19 protein-coding genes and 2 pseudogenes are annotated in these 16,464 nt (G+C 62.3%); 9 read left to right on the top strand and 12 right to left on the bottom strand.

All coding sequences use genetic code 11. The features are described 5' to 3' along the window. Positions 1–166: 166 nt before the first annotated feature. From NKH28_RS29845 to NKH28_RS29805, 9 genes are all read right to left on the bottom strand, one after another. Complete coding sequence (locus NKH28_RS29845; protein ID WP_352541839.1) at positions 167–340, bottom strand: hypothetical protein; 174 nt, start codon at positions 338–340, stop codon at positions 167–169. Positions 341–363: 23 nt separating this feature from the next. Beyond that, positions 364–753 (bottom strand): hypothetical protein, encoded by a 390-nt coding sequence (locus NKH28_RS29840; RefSeq protein WP_352541838.1) that lies wholly within the window; start codon positions 751–753, stop codon positions 364–366. 132 nt (positions 754–885) lie between these two features. Beyond that, a complete protein-coding gene (locus NKH28_RS29835) occupies positions 886–2,001 on the bottom strand; it encodes an ABC transporter substrate-binding protein (RefSeq protein ID WP_352541837.1) in 1,116 nt (371 codons plus the stop codon). A 73-nt stretch (positions 2,002–2,074) separates the two neighbouring features. Then, positions 2,075–3,010, bottom strand: a complete 936-nt coding sequence (locus tag NKH28_RS29830; protein ID WP_352818782.1) for an SMP-30/gluconolactonase/LRE family protein — start codon at positions 3,008–3,010, stop codon at positions 2,075–2,077. A gap of 22 nt (positions 3,011–3,032) precedes the next feature. Further along, positions 3,033–4,088, bottom strand: coding sequence for an ABC transporter permease (locus NKH28_RS29825; RefSeq protein WP_352818785.1), 1,056 nt, complete (start codon positions 4,086–4,088; stop codon positions 3,033–3,035). Positions 4,089–4,107: 19 nt separating this feature from the next. Continuing rightward, entirely contained in the window at positions 4,108–5,604 is a 1,497-nt protein-coding gene (locus tag NKH28_RS29820) for a sugar ABC transporter ATP-binding protein (protein WP_352981034.1), read from the bottom strand. Positions 5,605–5,684: 80 nt separating this feature from the next. Next, the gene (locus NKH28_RS29815) at positions 5,685–6,569 is read right to left on the bottom strand and encodes an NAD(P)-dependent oxidoreductase (RefSeq protein ID WP_352541833.1); all 885 of its coding nucleotides are present in this window, start codon (positions 6,567–6,569) and stop codon (positions 5,685–5,687) included. Next, positions 6,566–7,144: a gluconokinase gene (locus NKH28_RS29810; protein WP_352981033.1), complete on the bottom strand. Its 579-nt coding sequence runs from the start codon at positions 7,142–7,144 to the stop codon at positions 6,566–6,568. The genes NKH28_RS29815 and NKH28_RS29810 overlap by 4 nt, the downstream gene beginning before the upstream one ends. Further along, positions 7,113–7,925, bottom strand: coding sequence for an SDR family oxidoreductase (locus NKH28_RS29805; RefSeq protein ID WP_352541909.1), 813 nt, complete (start codon positions 7,923–7,925; stop codon positions 7,113–7,115). The genes NKH28_RS29810 and NKH28_RS29805 overlap by 32 nt, the downstream gene beginning before the upstream one ends. A 99-nt stretch (positions 7,926–8,024) precedes the next feature. On the opposite strand from NKH28_RS29805, the gene NKH28_RS29800 reads away from it, so the two are divergent. Together NKH28_RS29800 and NKH28_RS29795 are read left to right on the top strand one after the other, a co-directional pair. Next, entirely contained in the window at positions 8,025–8,945 is a 921-nt protein-coding gene (locus tag NKH28_RS29800) for a 2-hydroxyacid dehydrogenase (RefSeq protein ID WP_352541908.1), read from the top strand. Positions 8,946–8,959: 14 nt separating this feature from the next. Next, positions 8,960–9,991, top strand: a complete 1,032-nt coding sequence (locus tag NKH28_RS29795; RefSeq protein ID WP_352981032.1) for an L-idonate 5-dehydrogenase — start codon at positions 8,960–8,962, stop codon at positions 9,989–9,991. Between the two features lie 45 nt (positions 9,992–10,036). On the opposite strand, the gene NKH28_RS29790 is transcribed toward NKH28_RS29795, so the two are convergent. From NKH28_RS29790 to NKH28_RS29780, 3 genes and pseudogenes are all read right to left on the bottom strand, one after another. Further along, the gene (locus tag NKH28_RS29790; RefSeq protein ID WP_352981031.1) at positions 10,037–10,444 is read right to left on the bottom strand and encodes a GlcG/HbpS family heme-binding protein; all 408 of its coding nucleotides are present in this window, start codon (positions 10,442–10,444) and stop codon (positions 10,037–10,039) included. 44 nt (positions 10,445–10,488) lie between these two features. Continuing rightward, the gene (locus tag NKH28_RS29785) at positions 10,489–11,481 is read right to left on the bottom strand and encodes a LacI family DNA-binding transcriptional regulator (protein WP_352981045.1); all 993 of its coding nucleotides are present in this window, start codon (positions 11,479–11,481) and stop codon (positions 10,489–10,491) included. Between the two features lie 904 nt (positions 11,482–12,385). After that, positions 12,386–13,357, bottom strand: a pseudogene (locus tag NKH28_RS29780) (ParB N-terminal domain-containing protein); the annotation flags it as partial. A 337-nt stretch (positions 13,358–13,694) separates the two neighbouring features. On the opposite strand from NKH28_RS29780, the gene NKH28_RS29775 reads away from it, so the two are divergent. From NKH28_RS29775 to NKH28_RS29745, 7 genes and pseudogenes are all read left to right on the top strand, one after another. Continuing rightward, on the top strand, positions 13,695–13,997 hold the full coding sequence (locus NKH28_RS29775) for a BrnT family toxin (protein WP_352818797.1): 303 nt from the start codon (positions 13,695–13,697) through the stop codon (positions 13,995–13,997). After that, on the top strand, positions 13,981–14,253 hold the full coding sequence (locus NKH28_RS29770; protein ID WP_352474883.1) for a BrnA antitoxin family protein: 273 nt from the start codon (positions 13,981–13,983) through the stop codon (positions 14,251–14,253). The genes NKH28_RS29775 and NKH28_RS29770 overlap by 17 nt, the downstream gene beginning before the upstream one ends. After that, the gene (locus NKH28_RS29765; protein WP_352818800.1) at positions 14,234–15,001 is read left to right on the top strand and encodes an ATPase domain-containing protein; all 768 of its coding nucleotides are present in this window, start codon (positions 14,234–14,236) and stop codon (positions 14,999–15,001) included. Before NKH28_RS29770 ends, NKH28_RS29765 begins: the two co-directional genes overlap by 20 nt. A 25-nt stretch (positions 15,002–15,026) precedes the next feature. Beyond that, positions 15,027–15,548: a PAS domain-containing protein gene (locus NKH28_RS29760; RefSeq protein ID WP_352818802.1), complete on the top strand. Its 522-nt coding sequence runs from the start codon at positions 15,027–15,029 to the stop codon at positions 15,546–15,548. After that, positions 15,497–15,868, top strand: coding sequence for a hypothetical protein (locus tag NKH28_RS29755; protein WP_352818805.1), 372 nt, complete (start codon positions 15,497–15,499; stop codon positions 15,866–15,868). Before NKH28_RS29760 ends, NKH28_RS29755 begins: the two co-directional genes overlap by 52 nt. Before the next feature lie 137 nt (positions 15,869–16,005). Continuing rightward, positions 16,006–16,161 (top strand): annotated as a pseudogene (locus NKH28_RS29750) (hypothetical protein); the annotation flags it as partial. Next, the coding region (locus NKH28_RS29745) for a hypothetical protein (protein ID WP_352981030.1) at positions 16,158–16,464 on the top strand (307 nt) is incomplete at its 3' end. The pseudogene NKH28_RS29750 and the gene NKH28_RS29745, both read left to right, overlap by 4 nt.

Genomic DNA, 16,464 nt, shown 5'->3' with positions numbered 1-16,464 from the left:
AAAGAGAATTCGGCTCCGCAAGGTCTCGAAAGGGTCATCGGCGTGAATTCGTCCTGCGCGAACGACCTTCCCCTCGGGGTCGCTCAAAGACTCCCATCTTCCGGACCAACCTCACCAAGGCGTCTGGGCTCTAAAGGTCCCGCTCGAAGCCGGCTGCCGGTGTTGGTCAGGATGATGTCGCTGGCGACAGCACCTCTTCGAGCAGGGCTGTTGTAATGGCAAGGCTATCAGCAGTCATCTCCTCGTAGTCTGGCATGATCATGAGCTGTGCGATCGTCCGTCTGACGAACTCCGGATTCAGCTCTGCAAGCCGCTCCCTTGTTCGAGCGACACGATCCACGCCGGGCCCCGACCACGATGAAGTCAATCTCGCCCAGGCCCTCGAACGCGAATTTCTGAAACCTCGTCCCGTCGCCGTAATCGAGCGGTTGGAAACTCGTTCGCTTCGAAAACATGGTGATGCACACGGCCGGTGAACATCTTGAGCAGCTCTCCGGTCACATCGCGGCTCTGAAAGCGAACGTCGGACTGCAGCGCCTTGTTGCAGGCGTCCATGTCGGGATAACGGATGGCGAGCGCCATGGCATAGACGGGGGCGCCCTCATCCCGTGCCGTGCCATCCAGAACGCGCACCTCCTCGGCTCCAGGAAATTGCGTCCACAACGGCACTAGCCTTTCCCTGACAAAGCGCCGGAATTCGCTCTCGCGTCCGGGGTGGATTTCGCCTTCGAACAGGGCGTAGCGAATGATCATGGCGAGGGTTTCCTGATTTTCTGCGCTTGGGATGGCCGCCGGCCGGCAAGGGCAGGTCGCGGTGCAATTCGTGGATTTGTCGTGCGAATGAGATGCGGGCGCATCGCGTATTGCGCCCGCATCGCCGGGCTCCTAATTGCCCCAGATCTTCTTGTATGCGTCGCGGTAGCCATTGCCGGGGTCGAATGCGTTCTTCGGCCCGCCGTCGAACTCGACATTGTCGGCCGTCACCACATGCAGCGGCGACAGATAGCCCGACCATTTTTCGCCAGCGATGGCGCGGTTCAGCTCGTCGACCAATTGCCAGCCCTGCAAGTTGAGCGGTTCGGCAACGGTCACCTTCTGGAACTGACCGGCGCGAATGCGCTGATAGGCCGATTCCGAACCGTCGCCTGCGGCGACATTGATCGGCGCGTCGGTACCGGCTTTGCCGGCGGCGGCAAGTGAGGGTCCCATGAAGTCGAAATAGAGGTCGTTGATCGCCAGTGAATGCGTCCAGGTATCGCCGTACTTCTGCAGCAGCGAAGTGGTCAGCTGCGGCATGCGCTGGGAGGTCTCGGCGATCGGCGTGTCGACATATTCGAGCACCTTGCCGCCCAGCCGCTCGATCTCCGCCTTCATCTTGTCTGCCTTGGCGATGGCGATGGCGTAGGTCGAATCGGTGAAGATAACGACGCCGGGCTTGCCCTTGGCATCGGCGTAGGCCCAGTCGGCCGCGGCCGTGGAGACTTGCATGGCATCCGTCGACACGTTGGCGAACACGCCGCTTTTCTCGTCGGGCCCGATCACCGGTCCGGCATGCCAGGAGACCAACGGGATACCTGCGGCCTTGGCCTGTTCCAGCGCCGGCGCCTGCTCGACCGCGTCAAAACCGTTGATGACGATGCCATTCGGCTTCAACGCCATGGCTTGGCCGAAGGCAGCGGTGCGGCCGCCGATCGAGCCGGCGCCGTCAATCACCTTGACCTCCCAGCCGATCGCCTTGGCTGCTTCCTCGACGCCGTTGGTGACGCCCAGGATGCCGCCGTTCTTGAGGTCGCCGGCGAGCACGACGATCGTCTTGCCTTGCTGCGCCTTCGGACCGGTGGTCGGGCCATCCCAGGCCGTGACCTTCTGCGCATATTTCTGGACGACCGCCATGGCGTCGGCTGTGGCGTCCGCCCGTGCCTGGCCGGCGAACAGGACAGGAGCAGCGATTGTCATGGCCATCAAGGCTACGGATGATTTCAGGAATGTTCTGCGTTGCATGTTGGTACCTCCCTTGGTTTCTAGAAATTGCATGATCTTTCAAACTCGGCTTTCGATTGGAGTTGGCGACATGTCACCGGCTGATGTCGCCCGCCACCGGACCAACACCGGCCGGATGTGCGTTGACGTAGATGGCGTAGAGGGATGTCTGAGCGGTGATGTAGAGGCGGTTGCGCTTGGGACCGCCGAAACAGACATTGGAAACGAGCTCGGGAACCAGGATACGGCCGATCAGGGTTCCGTCCGGTGCATGGACGCGCACCGAGTCGGCGCTGGAGGCCCAGATGTTGCCGTCGCGACCGACGCGAAAACCATCGAAGAGGCCAGCCCCGCACTCGGCGAAGATGCCGCCTGCACGCGCCGACCGGCCATCGACGGCAAGGTCATAGGCCTTGATCGCGCGCGGCAGGCCGGGCACATGGCTGGCGCCGCTCTCCGAGACATAGAGGATCGTCTCGTCGGGCGAAAAAGCCAGGCCGTTCGGCTGCACCATGTCGGTGACAACGGCGCTCACCTCACCCGAAAGCTCGTCGAACCGGTAGACATGGGAGCCGCCGATCTCCGCTCTGGCGATCTTGCCCTCGTAGTGGCTTTCGATGCCGTAGACCGGGTCGGTGAACCAGATCGTACCGTCGGATTTGACCACCACGTCATTGGGTGAATTGAACCGCTTGCCTGCAACGGTTTCGACAAGCGCCTTCCAACGCCCGTCATGCTCGAGCCGGGAGACACGGCGCCCGCCATGCTCGCAAGCAACGACGCGGCCTTCGCGGTCGAGGGTGTGGCCGTTCTGATTGTTGCAGTGCGTTTCGAAGACACTTACCGAGCCGTCGCCTTCGTCGTAGCGCAGCAGCCGATCGTTCGGGATGTCCGACCACAGCAAATGCCTTGCGGCGGGGACATACACCGGTCCTTCCGCCCAACGGCTACCGGTCCATAGCCGTTCGAGCTTGGCATGCCCGATCATCAGCTTGCCGAACCGATCGTCGAGAATCTCGTAGTCGCTCATCCCAGGTCCCCGAGGCCCGACGTCACTTCGAGCGCTGCGCGACGGTCTTGGTCCTGGCTCTTTGCGCCGCGCCGCGCTTGCGCTGGGCGTAGCCGGCAATGCCTATGGCGACGAGCAGCGTCACGCCATTGAACAATGGCTCGACGAAGAACGAGCCGCCGAACTGCTGAATGCCGGAAATGCCGACCGCAAGGATGATGACGCCGGTCATCGTGCCCCAGACATTGACACGCCCGGGTTTGATCGTGGTCGAGCCAAGAAAGGCACCGACCAGAGCCGGCAGGAGATACTCCAATCCGACGCTGGCCTGGCCAATACGCAGCTTGGAGGCGAGAAGCACGCCCGTCAGCGCCGTCAGGAACCCCGACGAGATGAACGCCCCGATGACGAAACGGCGCACCGGAATGCCATTGAGAGCAGCCGCCTTCGGGTTGGCGCCGATGGCATAGACATAGCGGCCGATCGGCAGATATTCGAGAATAATCCACAGTGCGACGGCGATGCCCAGCACGTAGAGGCCGGTGATCGGCAGCCCGAACACCATCGTGCCGTTGAGCGCGTAGAAGCCGTTGGGCAAAACGCCGACAACCTGCCGGCCGCCAGTGTGCCAAAGCGCCAAGGAATAGAGCACGGTGCCGGTGCCCAGCGTGGCGATGAAAGAGTCGATGCGGGCGACTTCGACCAGCAGGCCGTTGAGGAAGCCGGTCGCGGCGCCGAGAACCAGCACAATCATCACTGCCAGCGGCCACGGAATGCCGAACATGGTTTGCAGACTGATGGCCAGGATGTGCCACAGCACAATTCCGTAGCCGACGGTGAGGTCGATCCGTCCCGACGCCATCGGGATCATCGCCGCCAGCGACAACAGCGCAATAATCGCCTTGTCGGAGATGATCGAGCGCAGGTTAAGCAGCGTCGGGAACGTGTTCGGCAGCAGGATCGAGAACAAAAGGATCAGCAACACCGTCAGGATCACCAGCCCGTAGACCGGTAGCAGCCGGATGACCTTCTGCCCCATGGACAAATCAGCCATCTCGCCGCGGGTCGGTTCGAGGGCGCTGGATTCGATCGATTGCATGAGTTCGCTCCCAGAAAGATCAGGCGGCTTCGGAAGCCGATGCCGCGGTGATCACGGCGGATGTGGTGAGGTCTTTGCCGGTGAGTTCGCGAACGATCTGTCCTCGCGAAAACACCAAAGCGCGGTGGCAGATGTGGGCAATCTCCTCGAAATCGGTCGACACCACGACGACGGCGAGGCCGGCTTCAAGCGCGCGGCCGATCAGCCGGTAGACCTCAGCCTTGGCGCCGACATCGACGCCGGCCGTCGGATCCTCGGCGATCAGCAACGTACGCCCGGTGTGCAGCCAGCGCCCGACGACCACCTTCTGCTGATTGCCGCCAGAAAGGGCTTCGATCGGCAGATTCGGGTCGTTGGGGCGCAGCCCGACGGAACTGCCGATCGCCTGCGCTAGCGCAGCCTCTTTATGAGGCGCGAGGAAGGAAAACAGGCCGCGCTTGCCGGCGCCGGGATTGAGGAAACTGTTCTCACGGATCGACAAGGATCCAGCGATTGATTCTTCGGTCCTGTCACGCGCGATCAGGCCGATGCCGGACGACATCGCCGCGATCGGGCTGGACAGGTCCGGCACAGCCCCGCGGATCGTCACCGTGCCGGAAAAGGCCTGGCAGCCAAACAGCGCCCGGCCAACCAGTTCCTGCCCGGCGCCGCGCAGGCCGACCAGGCCGAGCAACTCACCCTTGCGAACGTCGAAAGACACCGGGCCGGCACCGGCGCAGACAAGGTCGCGCACGGCGCAGATCGTCTCGCCGGCCTGCGTCTCTGCCTTGCTGAAAACCTGGCTGACCGGACGGCCGACGATCATCTCGACCAGTTCGTCCGGTTTCGTATCGGCGACCTTCTTCTGGCCGACCAGCCTGCCGTCGCGCAGCACGGCGACGCGATCGGCGATGCGGAAAATTTCATCCAGGCGATGCGAGACATAGATCATGCCGACGCCGCGTTGCTTGAGCGGACGGATGGCGTCGAACAGCCGCTCGACCTCGTCGGCGGGAAGACTGGCCGTCGGCTCGTCGAGCACCAGCACATCGGCCTCGGTAGCCAAGGCGCGAGCGATGGCGACCAGCGATTTTTCGGTGCGCGTCAGATCTTGAACGCGTGTCGTCGGGTCGAAGTCACAGCCGACCAGCTTTAACGCCTCATGCGCCCTCGCCTCGGTCGATCGCCAGTCGATCAGCCCGGAGCGCAGCGAAAAGCCTTGGGCCAAGCCGACATTCTCGCCGACCGTCATCCCTTCGATGAGACCGAGATCCTGGTGAATGAAGGCGACGGGCTGGCGCTGGTTCGGCCGCGGCGGGCGATGATGGTAGGGCTCGCCGCGAAACAGGATTTGGCCGCCATCCGGCCGATAGATGCCGGCGAGCGTCTTTATCAGCGTCGACTTGCCGGCGCCATTCTCGCCGAGCAGCGCCAGGATCTCGCCCTTGTGCAGATCAAGCGTCACGTCGGAGAGCGCGCGGGTGCCGCCGAACTCCTTGGTAATTGACTTGAACTCGATCAGTTTTTGCTCGGTCACAATGCGTTCCTCCCGAGATAAAACTATGTTATCGATAACATTTCTAAGCGTCAAGCATCAAAGAAAATATGGCCAACGGATCAGTTGGTCTTGCCGTCGAGCAGACGCATCATTTCGGCCGAATCCCTTGGCCCCAGTCCTGCGGTGCAGAGCAGGCGATGGATCTCGACCACCTGCCCGGTCATCGGCATCGGCGTCTTGGTTTTGAGGGCAAAGGATTGCAGCGAATCCAGGTCCTTCAGCATGTTGTCGATGCGGCCGGTCGGCGAAAAATCGCGGGCAGCGAATTTTGCCATGAACTCCTGCATGATGCTGGAATCGGCCCGCCCGCCCTTGAGTGCCGCCGGAATTGCCTTCGGATCGACGCCGCCGGCTTCGGCAAGCTTCACCGCTTCGGCGACGGCCTGGAACAGAACTGCGCAGAAAAGCTGGTTGATCAGCTTGGTGGTCTGCCCTGCCCCGCTCGGCCCCATCAGCGTGTAGTTGGCGCAGAGATGCCGCATCACCGTGCGGGCTTGTTCGAAATCAGCCGCCTCGCCGCCCGCCATGACGGTCAGTCGGCCGGCCAGCGCGCCGGGAACGCCGCCCGAAAGCGGGCAGTCGAGCCATTTCATGCCGGTCTCGGCAGACAGCTTCCTGGCCATCTGCGCGGTGTCGACGGGATCGATCGAAGACATGTCGATCAGCAGCTTTTCGGGCGACGCAGCGGCCGCGACACCGGCATCGCCGAACACCACGGAACGCACGATGTCGGCATGGTTCAGACTGAGGATGACGAAGCTGCTCGTCCGCGTTGCTTCGGCAACAGACGCGACGGCAACCGCACCCTTTGCAGTCAGCGCGGCGACCTTGGCCTTGTCCAGATCGAATACCGTCACGGCTTGCCCAGTCTCGATCAGACGGGTGGCGATCGCCGACCCCATGATGCCGGCGCCGACAACGGCGACTTTTGCTGGTTGCGTCATCTCAACGTGCCTTTTTCTTTGATCCTGGCGGGGGCGACCCCAAATGCACCCAGACCCTCCAACACTCTATCGGCGATCGTGTCCACAGGCGCGTCGATGTCCACTGTGACCACCAGCGGTTCGTCGCCTGGATTTTCCAGTGTGGCGAACTGGCTGTTAAGCAGAGCGGGTGGAAAGAAGTGGCCGCCGCGCTCGGCGAGCCTGGCTTGCAGCACCGCACGTGACCCGTGCAAAAATACGAAAAGCACCGGCCCGCTAGCACCATGGCGAAGGCGATCGCGATAGGACTTCTTCAGCGCCGAGCAACTCGCGACGAGCCCACGTCCTTCTTGATGTGCATGGCGCAAGGCTGCGCCCAACAGGTCCAGCCAAGGCCAACGATCCTCGTCGGTAAGCGGAATGCCCGCCGACATTTTTTCGACATTGCCACGCGGGTGCAGCACGTCGCCTTCGACAAAAGCAAGCCCTAGACGAGCCGCGATAGCGACGCCAATGCTGGTCTTGCCGCAGCCGCTGACACCCATCACAACGATGGGCCAGGACTTAGAGGCAGGTTGTGATGCCGCCATCGACATAGAGCGTGTGTCCATTGACAAAGGATGAGGCCGGTCCAGCTAGAAAGATCGCCGCGCCGACCAGTTCGCCGACATCGCCCCAACGACCCGCCGGTGTTCGGTTGGTCAGCCAGGCTGAAAACTCGGGATTGTCGACCAGCGCCTGGTTGAGCGGCGTCTTGAAGTAACCCGGCGCAATGGAATTGATCTGCAAGCCATGCTTCGCCCAATCGGCACACATGCCGCGCGTCAGGTTGCGCACAGCGCCTTTCGTGGCCGTATAGGGCGCGATGTTCGTCCGTGCCAGTTCGCTTTGCACCGAGGCGATATTGACGATCTTGCCGCGCTGCCGCGGGATCATGTGCCGCGCCACCGCTTGCCCGACGAAGAACACGCTGGAGATGTTGGTGCGCAAGAGTTCCTCCCATTTGTCAGCGGGGAAATCCTCGAGCGGCATTCGGAACTGCATGCCGGCATTGTTGATAAGGACATCGATGGCGCCGATCGTCGCCTCGATCTGCGCGACGCCGTTCGCCACCGCAGCATGATCGGTGACGTCGAAGACGGCGCTATGGACCTTGTGTCCCTTCGCTGTCAGTGAATCCGCAGCCGTTTTCATTTTTTCGGCGCTGCGTCCGTTGAGCACGATTTCGGCGCCGTGCTGCGCCAACCCCTCGGCCAGCGCCAGGCCGATCCCTTGCCCCGAGCCGGTGACCAGCGCCCGCATGCCGTTCAAATCAAACAACGAACTGCCCAAACGCTCCTCCCGAGCAAGCTTTCCTGAAGCGGCCGCGATTTCCATCACCCCGCCGCCAGTCGCTATTGACATGAATGTTATCGATAACATAGTCAATGGGAAAAATGGACTCGCACAGGAGATGATGCCGTGACCGACATTTTGATGACAGGTCCCTATCCGGATTGGGACATGGCAGATCTTGAGGCGAAGTATCGCGTCCACAAACTTTGGCAGTCCGAGGACAAGGACGCGTTGCTCTCAAGCCACGCCGGCGCGATCCGCGCCATCGCTACGCGCGGCGAGCTTGGCGCAAGTGCTGCGCTGATGGGAAAGCTGCCGCAGCTCGAGATCGTTTCCTGCTACGGCGTGGGCACCGACGCCATCGACCTTGCCTATGCCAGGGCGAACGGCATTCGTGTCACCAATACACCAGATGTGCTGACCGAGGACGTAGCCGATATCGGCATCGGGCTGCTGCTCGCCGTGGCGCGAAAAATCCCGCAGGCCGACGCCTACGTACGCGATGGAAGCTGGCGCAAGGGCAATATGGGGCTGGTCACGCGTGTCTGTGGAAAAAGGCTGGGCATTGTCGGCATGGGCCGCGTCGGTGCGGCGGTGGCGAAGCGCGCCGCTGCATTCGACTGCACGATTTCCTATTTCGACAACCGCAAGCGCGACGATCTTCCTTATGCTTTTGTCGGCGATCTGGTCGAACTGGCGCGCGACAGCGAATTTCTGATCGTAACGCTCGCCGGCGGCGAAAGCACAAAACACATGATTAATGCGTCGATCCTGGCAGCGCTCGGAGCAGACGGTATCGTCATAAATATTTCGCGCGGCAGCACGATCGACGAGACCGCGTTGCTCGCGGCCCTGGAATCCAGTGCCATCAAGGGTGCCGGGCTCGACGTGTTCTGGAACGAGCCAACCATCGACGAGCGCTTCCTGAAGCTTACCAACGTCGTGCTGCAACCGCACCACGCCAGCGGCACGGTGGAGACCCGCAAGGCCATGGGTCAGCTCGTTCGCGATAATCTCGCGGCCCATTTCGGCGGACAGACCTTGCTGACACCGGTCGTCTGAGAAGGGATCACATCATGAAGTCGATCGTCATCCACGCGGCAAAAGACCTGCGGATCGAGGAGACCGATCCGGGCTCCCCTGGCGCCGGACAGGTCGAGATCGCGGTCGAGGCTGGCGGCATCTGCGGCTCGGACCTGCATTATTACAACCATGCCGGCTTCGGCGCGATCCGCCTTCGTGAACCCATGATTCTTGGCCATGAGGTTGCGGGCACGGTGCGGGCCCTCGGCGACGGCATCTCCACACTTGCGGTCGGCGATCGCGTGGCGATCTCGCCCAGCCGGCCCTGCAATGCCTGTCGCTACTGCCTGCAAGGCATGCAGAACCAGTGCCTCGACATGCGCTTCTATGGCAGCGCCATGCCGATGCCGCACATCCAGGGGGCGTTCCGCCAGCGCCTGGTCGCCGAGGCGTGGCAGTGCCACAGAATAGCCGACCACATCTCCATCAACGAAGCCGCTTTCGCCGAGCCCTTCGCGGTGACGCTGCATGCCATGAACCGCGCTGGCTCGCTGCTCGGCAAGCGGGTTCTGGTCACCGGCTGCGGGCCGATCGGCGCGCTTTGCATCCTCGCCGCACGAGCCCACGGCGCGCGCGAGATCGTCGCCACCGATGTCATGGACGGCGTGCTGGCGAAGGCCCTGGAGATCGGTGCCGACCGGACGATCAATGTCGCGACAAACAGCGAAGAGCTCGCCGCCTATAATGTCGACAAGGGTAGTTTCGACGTGATGTTCGAGGCCTCCGGCAATGAACGCGCGGTGCGTGCAGGGCTCGATGTCCTGAAGCCGCGCGGCGTGCTCGTGCAGCTCGGTCTCGGCGGCGATCTGTCGATCCCGCAGAACCTCGTCGTCGCCAAAGAGATCGAGATGCGGGGCACTTTCCGTTTCCACGAGGAGTTTGCGATCGCCGTCGACCTGATCAATCGCCGCCGGGTGGATGTCAAACCGCTACTGACGGGCATCTATCCTCTCGACGAGGCGGTCGCGGCTTTCGACATCGCCGGTGACCGAAACAAATCCATGAAGGTTCAGATAGCGTTCTGAAGATCCTTCGGTTGCGCTGGAGGCGCATCGGCACATCGCATTAAATCACGTCGGCGCCAACCGCCGCCAAGGCGGCGTGTGCCACATCGAACTCCTGCTCGCCGGTTCCGACCCGACGCCGATGCCGCCCGCAAGGCGTCTGCCGAAGCGGATCGGCAAGCCCCCGGGCAAATTGGTCACGTCGCCCTGCGATGCGATACCGGCTGAGAGCGCCACTTCGAACGCCATGCCGCCAGTAGCGGCGTTTATTGACGCCGCGGTGCACGCCTTCGCCTGCGCCGTACGCATGCTGAGGAACCGCGCGCCATCCATGCGCAGGCTGGCGAGGACTTCGCCGCTCGCATCGACGACCACGAGACATTGCGGCACGCCCATCGTGACGGCGCGCGCTGCTCCGGCTGCAACGGCTTTCAAAGCACCGTCATGCGTGAGGGTGATGGTCTCGCGAAACATCGCTGCTGGGCTGCCCTTCGCTGCGTTTGAATCGATGCAGGAACTCAGGTGCTTTCGCGCTCGACGACGCGATAGCTTGTGAGGACGATTTCTTCGCCGTGTCGTTTCTCGTCGCCTCGGATCACCTGGATCAATCTGCGGGCGGCCTGTTGCCCGATGCCGTAGCAGTCGACATTCACGGTGGTGATGCCGGGATGGCAAAAGGCGGCTACCTCGTAGTCGCCGAAGCCGGCAATGGCGATGTCCTGCGGGATCCGCATGCCCCGGCGCTTGCATTCCATCAGTGCGCCGAAGGCCGAAAGGTCCGAAACGCAGAGTACGGCTTGCGTGTCCGGCCAGCGCTCCAGCATGCTGACGACGGCCTGGCCTCCCTGCTCGATGGATATCGGCGGCACGCCAAAGGAAACGAGGCGCCCGGTTGGCAGGCCGAGCTCCTCAATGGCTCTGACAAAGCCTTCGCGCCGTTGGCTGCCGCGCGTGTCCCGCGAGGTCGTGCCACCGATGTAACCGAATTTATTGTAGCCTTTTCTGGCCAGCGTCTTGACGAGAAGTCCCATCGCCTCTTCATTGGAGAATCCGACCACCTGATCGATGGGTTTCGCCGGCAACTCCCAGGTTTCGACTACAGGGATGCCCGCGTTTTTAAGAAGCCGGCGGGCGCGCTCCGTATGGGCGCCGCCGGTCAGAATGATGCCTTCGGGCCGCCGACGGAGCATCGCTTCGATCAGCTTTTGCTCCTTCTCGACCGTATAGTCGGTGTAGCCGAGCAGAAGCTGGAGTCCCGTGCTCTCCAGTTCATCCGTTATGCCGCGCGCCGTATCGGCGAAGTTGGAATTGTTGAGTGATGGAACCATCGCGGCAACAAATCCAGTCTTGCGCGAGGACAGGCTGCCGGCCGATTGGTCGAGCACGTAGCCGAGGTCGTTGACCGCGACCATGATCTTTTCCCGCGTCGCCTTGGAAACGAGGCTGCCCTCTTTCAGGGCGCGTGAAACCGTCATGGTGGACACACCTGCCCGCCGCGCCACGTCGACCATCGTCGGGGCGTGGCTCTCGCCCGGTCTCGATGAGGCGGCCTTGGCCATCATGCCGCTCCACCAGCCGGCAGCGATGTGCCCAAGCAAAACGCTGGACACTCGGGCACAAGCTCTCTGCGGCGTCCGGCATCGCTCATGAACCACCCGTTGGAATCAACTTCACGCAAGGCATGTTATCGATACCATATCAAAAGACAACAGCCACATACGGCCCAAGCGTAAACATGGTCATGAGCACCGGTTTGGGCCGCGATCACACTTTGGCTCTCCTGCCGACGACGATTGCCGAATGAGGTCCGCCCGACAGGACCGGACACCGTTTCTTCGATGCCTGCCGGGCGTGGGTGCGCCAGCTCTGTCAGCCAGCCCATAGCGAGCAAGTCGACGGTGTAGGCGACGGGATCAGGAGCAGCAGGGCAGGAATGCCCGCCATTGGGATGCCGGCACCACACGATAGACCGCCTTCATGTAGTTGGCGCTCCCGAGCAGATAGATCGCCGGTCCGCCAGTGAGGATCAGGACTTAGGTTAGGCCGTCTTGAGCGGATCATGGGAATGCGCCAGCACCAGATCGTTGCCGACGGCGGCGGCGATGACCCCGCCGACCAGGATCCCGTGGGCATAACGAAGCCTATCTGCCGAATTATCCGAGCAGCCGGCGCACCATGCTCAGCCGTCGAACACATTGGGCTGATCTGTCCCCTGCCACCAATGAATCAGGGCGATCCGGTTCTTCGCCTTCGAAATCCGGAACAGCCGTTCGAGCAAGGTCTTCACCGTCGCCGGCGAGATATCGAGATCCTTGGCGATCTATTTGTTGGTCATGCCTTTGTTGACCAGCATCATGATCTCGGCCTGTCGCGGAGAAAGCCTGGGCGGCATGGGCGAACCTTCGAGCACCGCCGCGAGCCGCCGGCGTCTTCCGCACCCTTGCCCTTGGGCTTCCTGGCCTCGGGCATGCGGAAGTGGACCGTCTTCACCTTGCCCTCGCGGTCAAGATACATCGCTGTGTGGTCCGACTTCTTGGGCGTACTGTAGACGCGTTCGGCCTTGGGCGGCAGCTTCACCTCGCCCCAATTGTTGGTCTCCACGATGACGCCCTTCTTGGGCAGGTTCTGCGTCATCCACTCCTGCTAGGCCCCCAGGAAGGCGTCCACGTCGGTGGTGTAGCGGCTGTCCTGGTCGGCCGGGGCGAACAGATCCTCGACCCAGGCGATGCCATAGGCCTCTCGCAGATCGTCGCCGAAGCTGGCGTCGCGCGCATACATGCGGGTCTTGGCGAGGCCGTTGGCGACAGCCCACCACGAGACCTGGGGATCGCCCTTGGTCGGCTTATGTGCCTTCCAGACCTCCTTCTGCTCCTCGAGCGAGGCGGCCGCGATGGTGCGGAGCTGGCGCTCGTCGGGCATGTCGCCCTTGGCCATATGATCCAGCATCGCCGGCAGCACATTGGCGAGCAGGCGCAGCTTCTTGATCTGGCGCACCGACTGGGCGAGCGCGATGCCGATCGCCTCTTCGGTCCAGCCGAGCGCCACGAGACGCTCGATGGCGCGCCACTGGTCAACGGGGTTAAGCTGCTCATGCGCGATCGTGGTGACCAGCGAACGCATGGCGCCGCCATCCTCGGCGCAGGGAACGACGAGAACGGCGACTTCCTCGAGGCCGGCGGTAATCGCCTGCTTGACGCGACGGTGGCCCTCGTCGATGACGAAGCCGTTGCCGCCATCGGTTTCTGCGGCGACGACGGGCGGCTGCACGATGCCAACAGCCTTGATCGTCGCCAGCAGCAGCGCGTCGGCCTGCGGGCTGGACTTGGAACGGCGCGCCTTGTCGGGATTGTCCTTGAGCGAGCGCGGATCAACGAATTTCAGTTCCATGGGAATTCTCCTTGGAGGGTTGCAGACGCGGCCTTTCACCGGTCCTTTCTCGTCTTCCTTCCGAAGACATCCCCCTGCCCGCGGAGCCGGCGGGCCGGTGCAACTGCCTGGTGAGCATCCCTGCCCGGCAGGACAAGCGGGGCTTTCAGCCCTGCGCCGGAGGACGCGGCCGGGATTGCGAGGCTGGCGGTTGAGCGTCAGCGCCACCGGTCTGGCCGATCAGCGAGGGGGTTTTCCTTGCCTCCATTTCCTCTCCCTATGCTGTCCAAATCTGCTGGGCGGAGCGCTCACGCCTGACGGAGCTTGAAATCGGCGTATATTATGGCAATATACATCGATGATCGAATGGGAACGGATTGCCGGCTTCGACTGGGATGCGGGCAATGCCCGCAAGAGCATCGACAAGCACGACGTCAGCCAGGCCGAGGCGGAACAGGTGTTCTTCAACGAGCCGTTGCTGACCGTTCCCTACGCAAAGCACAGCGCCATCGAGCAACGAATTCATGCTCTCGGGCGCACCGATGATGGAAGGCTGCTGCACATCACCTTCACGCTTCGGGACAAGGAGACCAAGATCCGGGTGATTTCCGCCCGGGATATGAGCCGCAAGGAGCGAGGCTACTATGACCAAGACAGCTAAGCCGGTTCCGACCTTTGCATCGGAGGCCGAGGAGCGCGCCTTCTGGGAGTCCAACGACTCCAGTGAGCATGTCGATTGGAGCAAGGCAGAGCGGGTCCGCCTGCCCAACCTCAAGCCGTCGTCGACCTCGATCTCGTTGCGGCTGCCCAATAGCCTGCTCGAACGGATCAAGGTCGCGGCGAACAAGCGCGACGTGCCCTATCAGTCCCTTATCAAGACCTGGCTGTCCGAGAAAATTGACGCCTCTCGAGGCTAAGGAGGCCGGCCTTAAGCCGCCTCTACCTCTCCCGATAACGAGCGGCAATGCCGATCTTGACAGGATGACGAGCGGGGGCTTCTTCCGCGACAGCGTTACGCTGGTCAGCGGCGCGACCGGCACCGGCAAGACGCTGCTGGTGACCAATTTCCTGGCCGGTGGCGTCGCGGCCGGCGAACGCTCCTTACTGGTTGGCTACGAAGAAAGCCGCGGTCAGCTCATTCGCAACGCGCGCAGTTGGGGTGTCGATTTCGAGACGATGGAAGCGGAAGGCGGGCTCAAGGTCGTCTGTCTCTATCCGGAGGCGCAAAGCCTTCCCGACCATCTGCTGATGATCCGTCAATTGGTCGAGGAATTCAAACCGGATCGGCTTGCCATCGACAGCCTTTCCGCGCTCGAACGCATTGCGCCGGAGACCGGCTTTCGCGAGTTCCTGATCAGCCTCACATCCTTCGTCAAGAAACGGGAAATCGCTGGACTTTGCACCGCCACGGACAAGTCGCTGGTCGGCGGCCATTCGGCGAGCGAACAGCACATCTCGACGCTGACCGACTCCTTCATCCTTTTGCGCTACATTCAGAAAGCACAGTTCATGTATCGCGGCCTCATGGTGCTGAAGATGCGCGGCAGCGAACACGACAAGCAGATCAGACGCTTCACGATCGATGGCGGCGGAATGCATCTCGGCCAGCCGATAGAGGGCGCGCCGGATGTCTTCGGCGGTTCCGCGACGAACGATTCGTCATAGTCATACCTGTGAGGAGGCCAGAACGATGACGCGGAGCGCGGCGGAAATTTCCGACCTGACCGATGATCCGCAGCTGACCAGCATCAGCCAGCTCAGTTTCCGTCTCCTGATCGAGAACACGGCCGACGGTGTCCTCGTCGTCGATCTTTCGGGAGCGGTTCTCTACGCGAATCCGGCCGCGGCCCGCATTTTCGGGCATCCGCTCGAAGAGCTTCTTCATGTTCCCCTCGGGCGGCCCGTCGTCTCGGGAGAAACCGCAGAAATCACCGTGGCCCGTCCGGGCAGCAAGGCGGCCGAGGTCGAGATGCGCGTCGTCGAGGTGACCTGGGATGGCAAACCTGCCCTGCTCGCCAGCCTTCGCGACGTGTCCGCGCGCCCCGCGCAGGAAGAACGCCAGTTGCAGTCGCAAAAACTCGAAGCCATCGGTCGCATCGCAGCCGGCATCGTTCATGGCTTCAACAATCTGATCGCCTCTTCGAATCCGGCCTCCGGCAGTTGGCAAAGCAGCTTGCGGAGAATCCCGCCGATCCGAAAATCGGTACGCTGATCGAGGAGATGCTGAAGCGCACGCGAAATGGCGGCGCGCTGACGCAGCAGTTGCTCGCCTTCTCCCGGCGTCAGTTCCTGGAGCCCGAAAAGGTCGATCTCAACCAACATATTGGATCGCTCACCGCTCTGCTGGAGCGGACCTTCGGCCGCGACATCAGGATCGAGCGTCATCTCGATCCAGCGCTCGGTCCGGTTCTCATCGACGCCAATCAGCTCGACGTCGCCATTCTCAACCTGGCGGTCAACGCCAGGCATGCAATGACAGACTACGGCAGGTTCACGATCGAGACGAGTGACGCGCCTGACGATCTGATCTGAAAGGATTGGCGGCGTTGTTCGTTCGCTTGACGCTGAGCGACACCGGCCACGGCATGGACAAGCAAGTTCTCGCCTAGGTCTTCGAGCCCTTCTTCACGACAAAAAGCAATGGCGAGGGAACAGGGCTCGGACTCAGCCGAGTCTACGGCTTCGTCAAACAGTCCGGCGGGCACATCCGCATCGATAGCCAGGTGGGCAAAGGGACCAGCGTGCATTGTTCCAATGTTTGCTCACGCTGTGATGCCAACAGGGCAAGCTCTTGCGGCAGGGTGCCGCAAGGTCGCGACGAATGAACGCCGGCCCCAGTTCAACCCGCGCGACGTCGTTCAAAGCTGGGGGGATCGATCTCCATCAAGCGGTCTGCGGCCTCGACCGCAGTTCGTATCCTGCTGCACAGCGCGAGATTTTCGGCCAGCATCTCTTCAGTGCGTTGAAGCGCGAGCTCGGTCCGGTGGATGCGCTGCCTGGCATTGGCAACTTCCGATGTCAAAATATCGGCCGCCATCCCGTGGCCGTGGGGTTCCATAGTGTCCATGGGTTTCTAATACATGGGGGGCGATATCGTTCCCTGATGTCGGGCGAAACGGCGGGCCGCA

Source organism: Mesorhizobium sp. M1227 (assembly GCF_040318315.1).
Lineage (GTDB): Bacteria > Pseudomonadota > Alphaproteobacteria > Rhizobiales > Rhizobiaceae > Mesorhizobium.
Note: the sequence above shows the minus strand (reverse complement) of the source record. Positions and strands in the feature narration are given on the sequence as shown.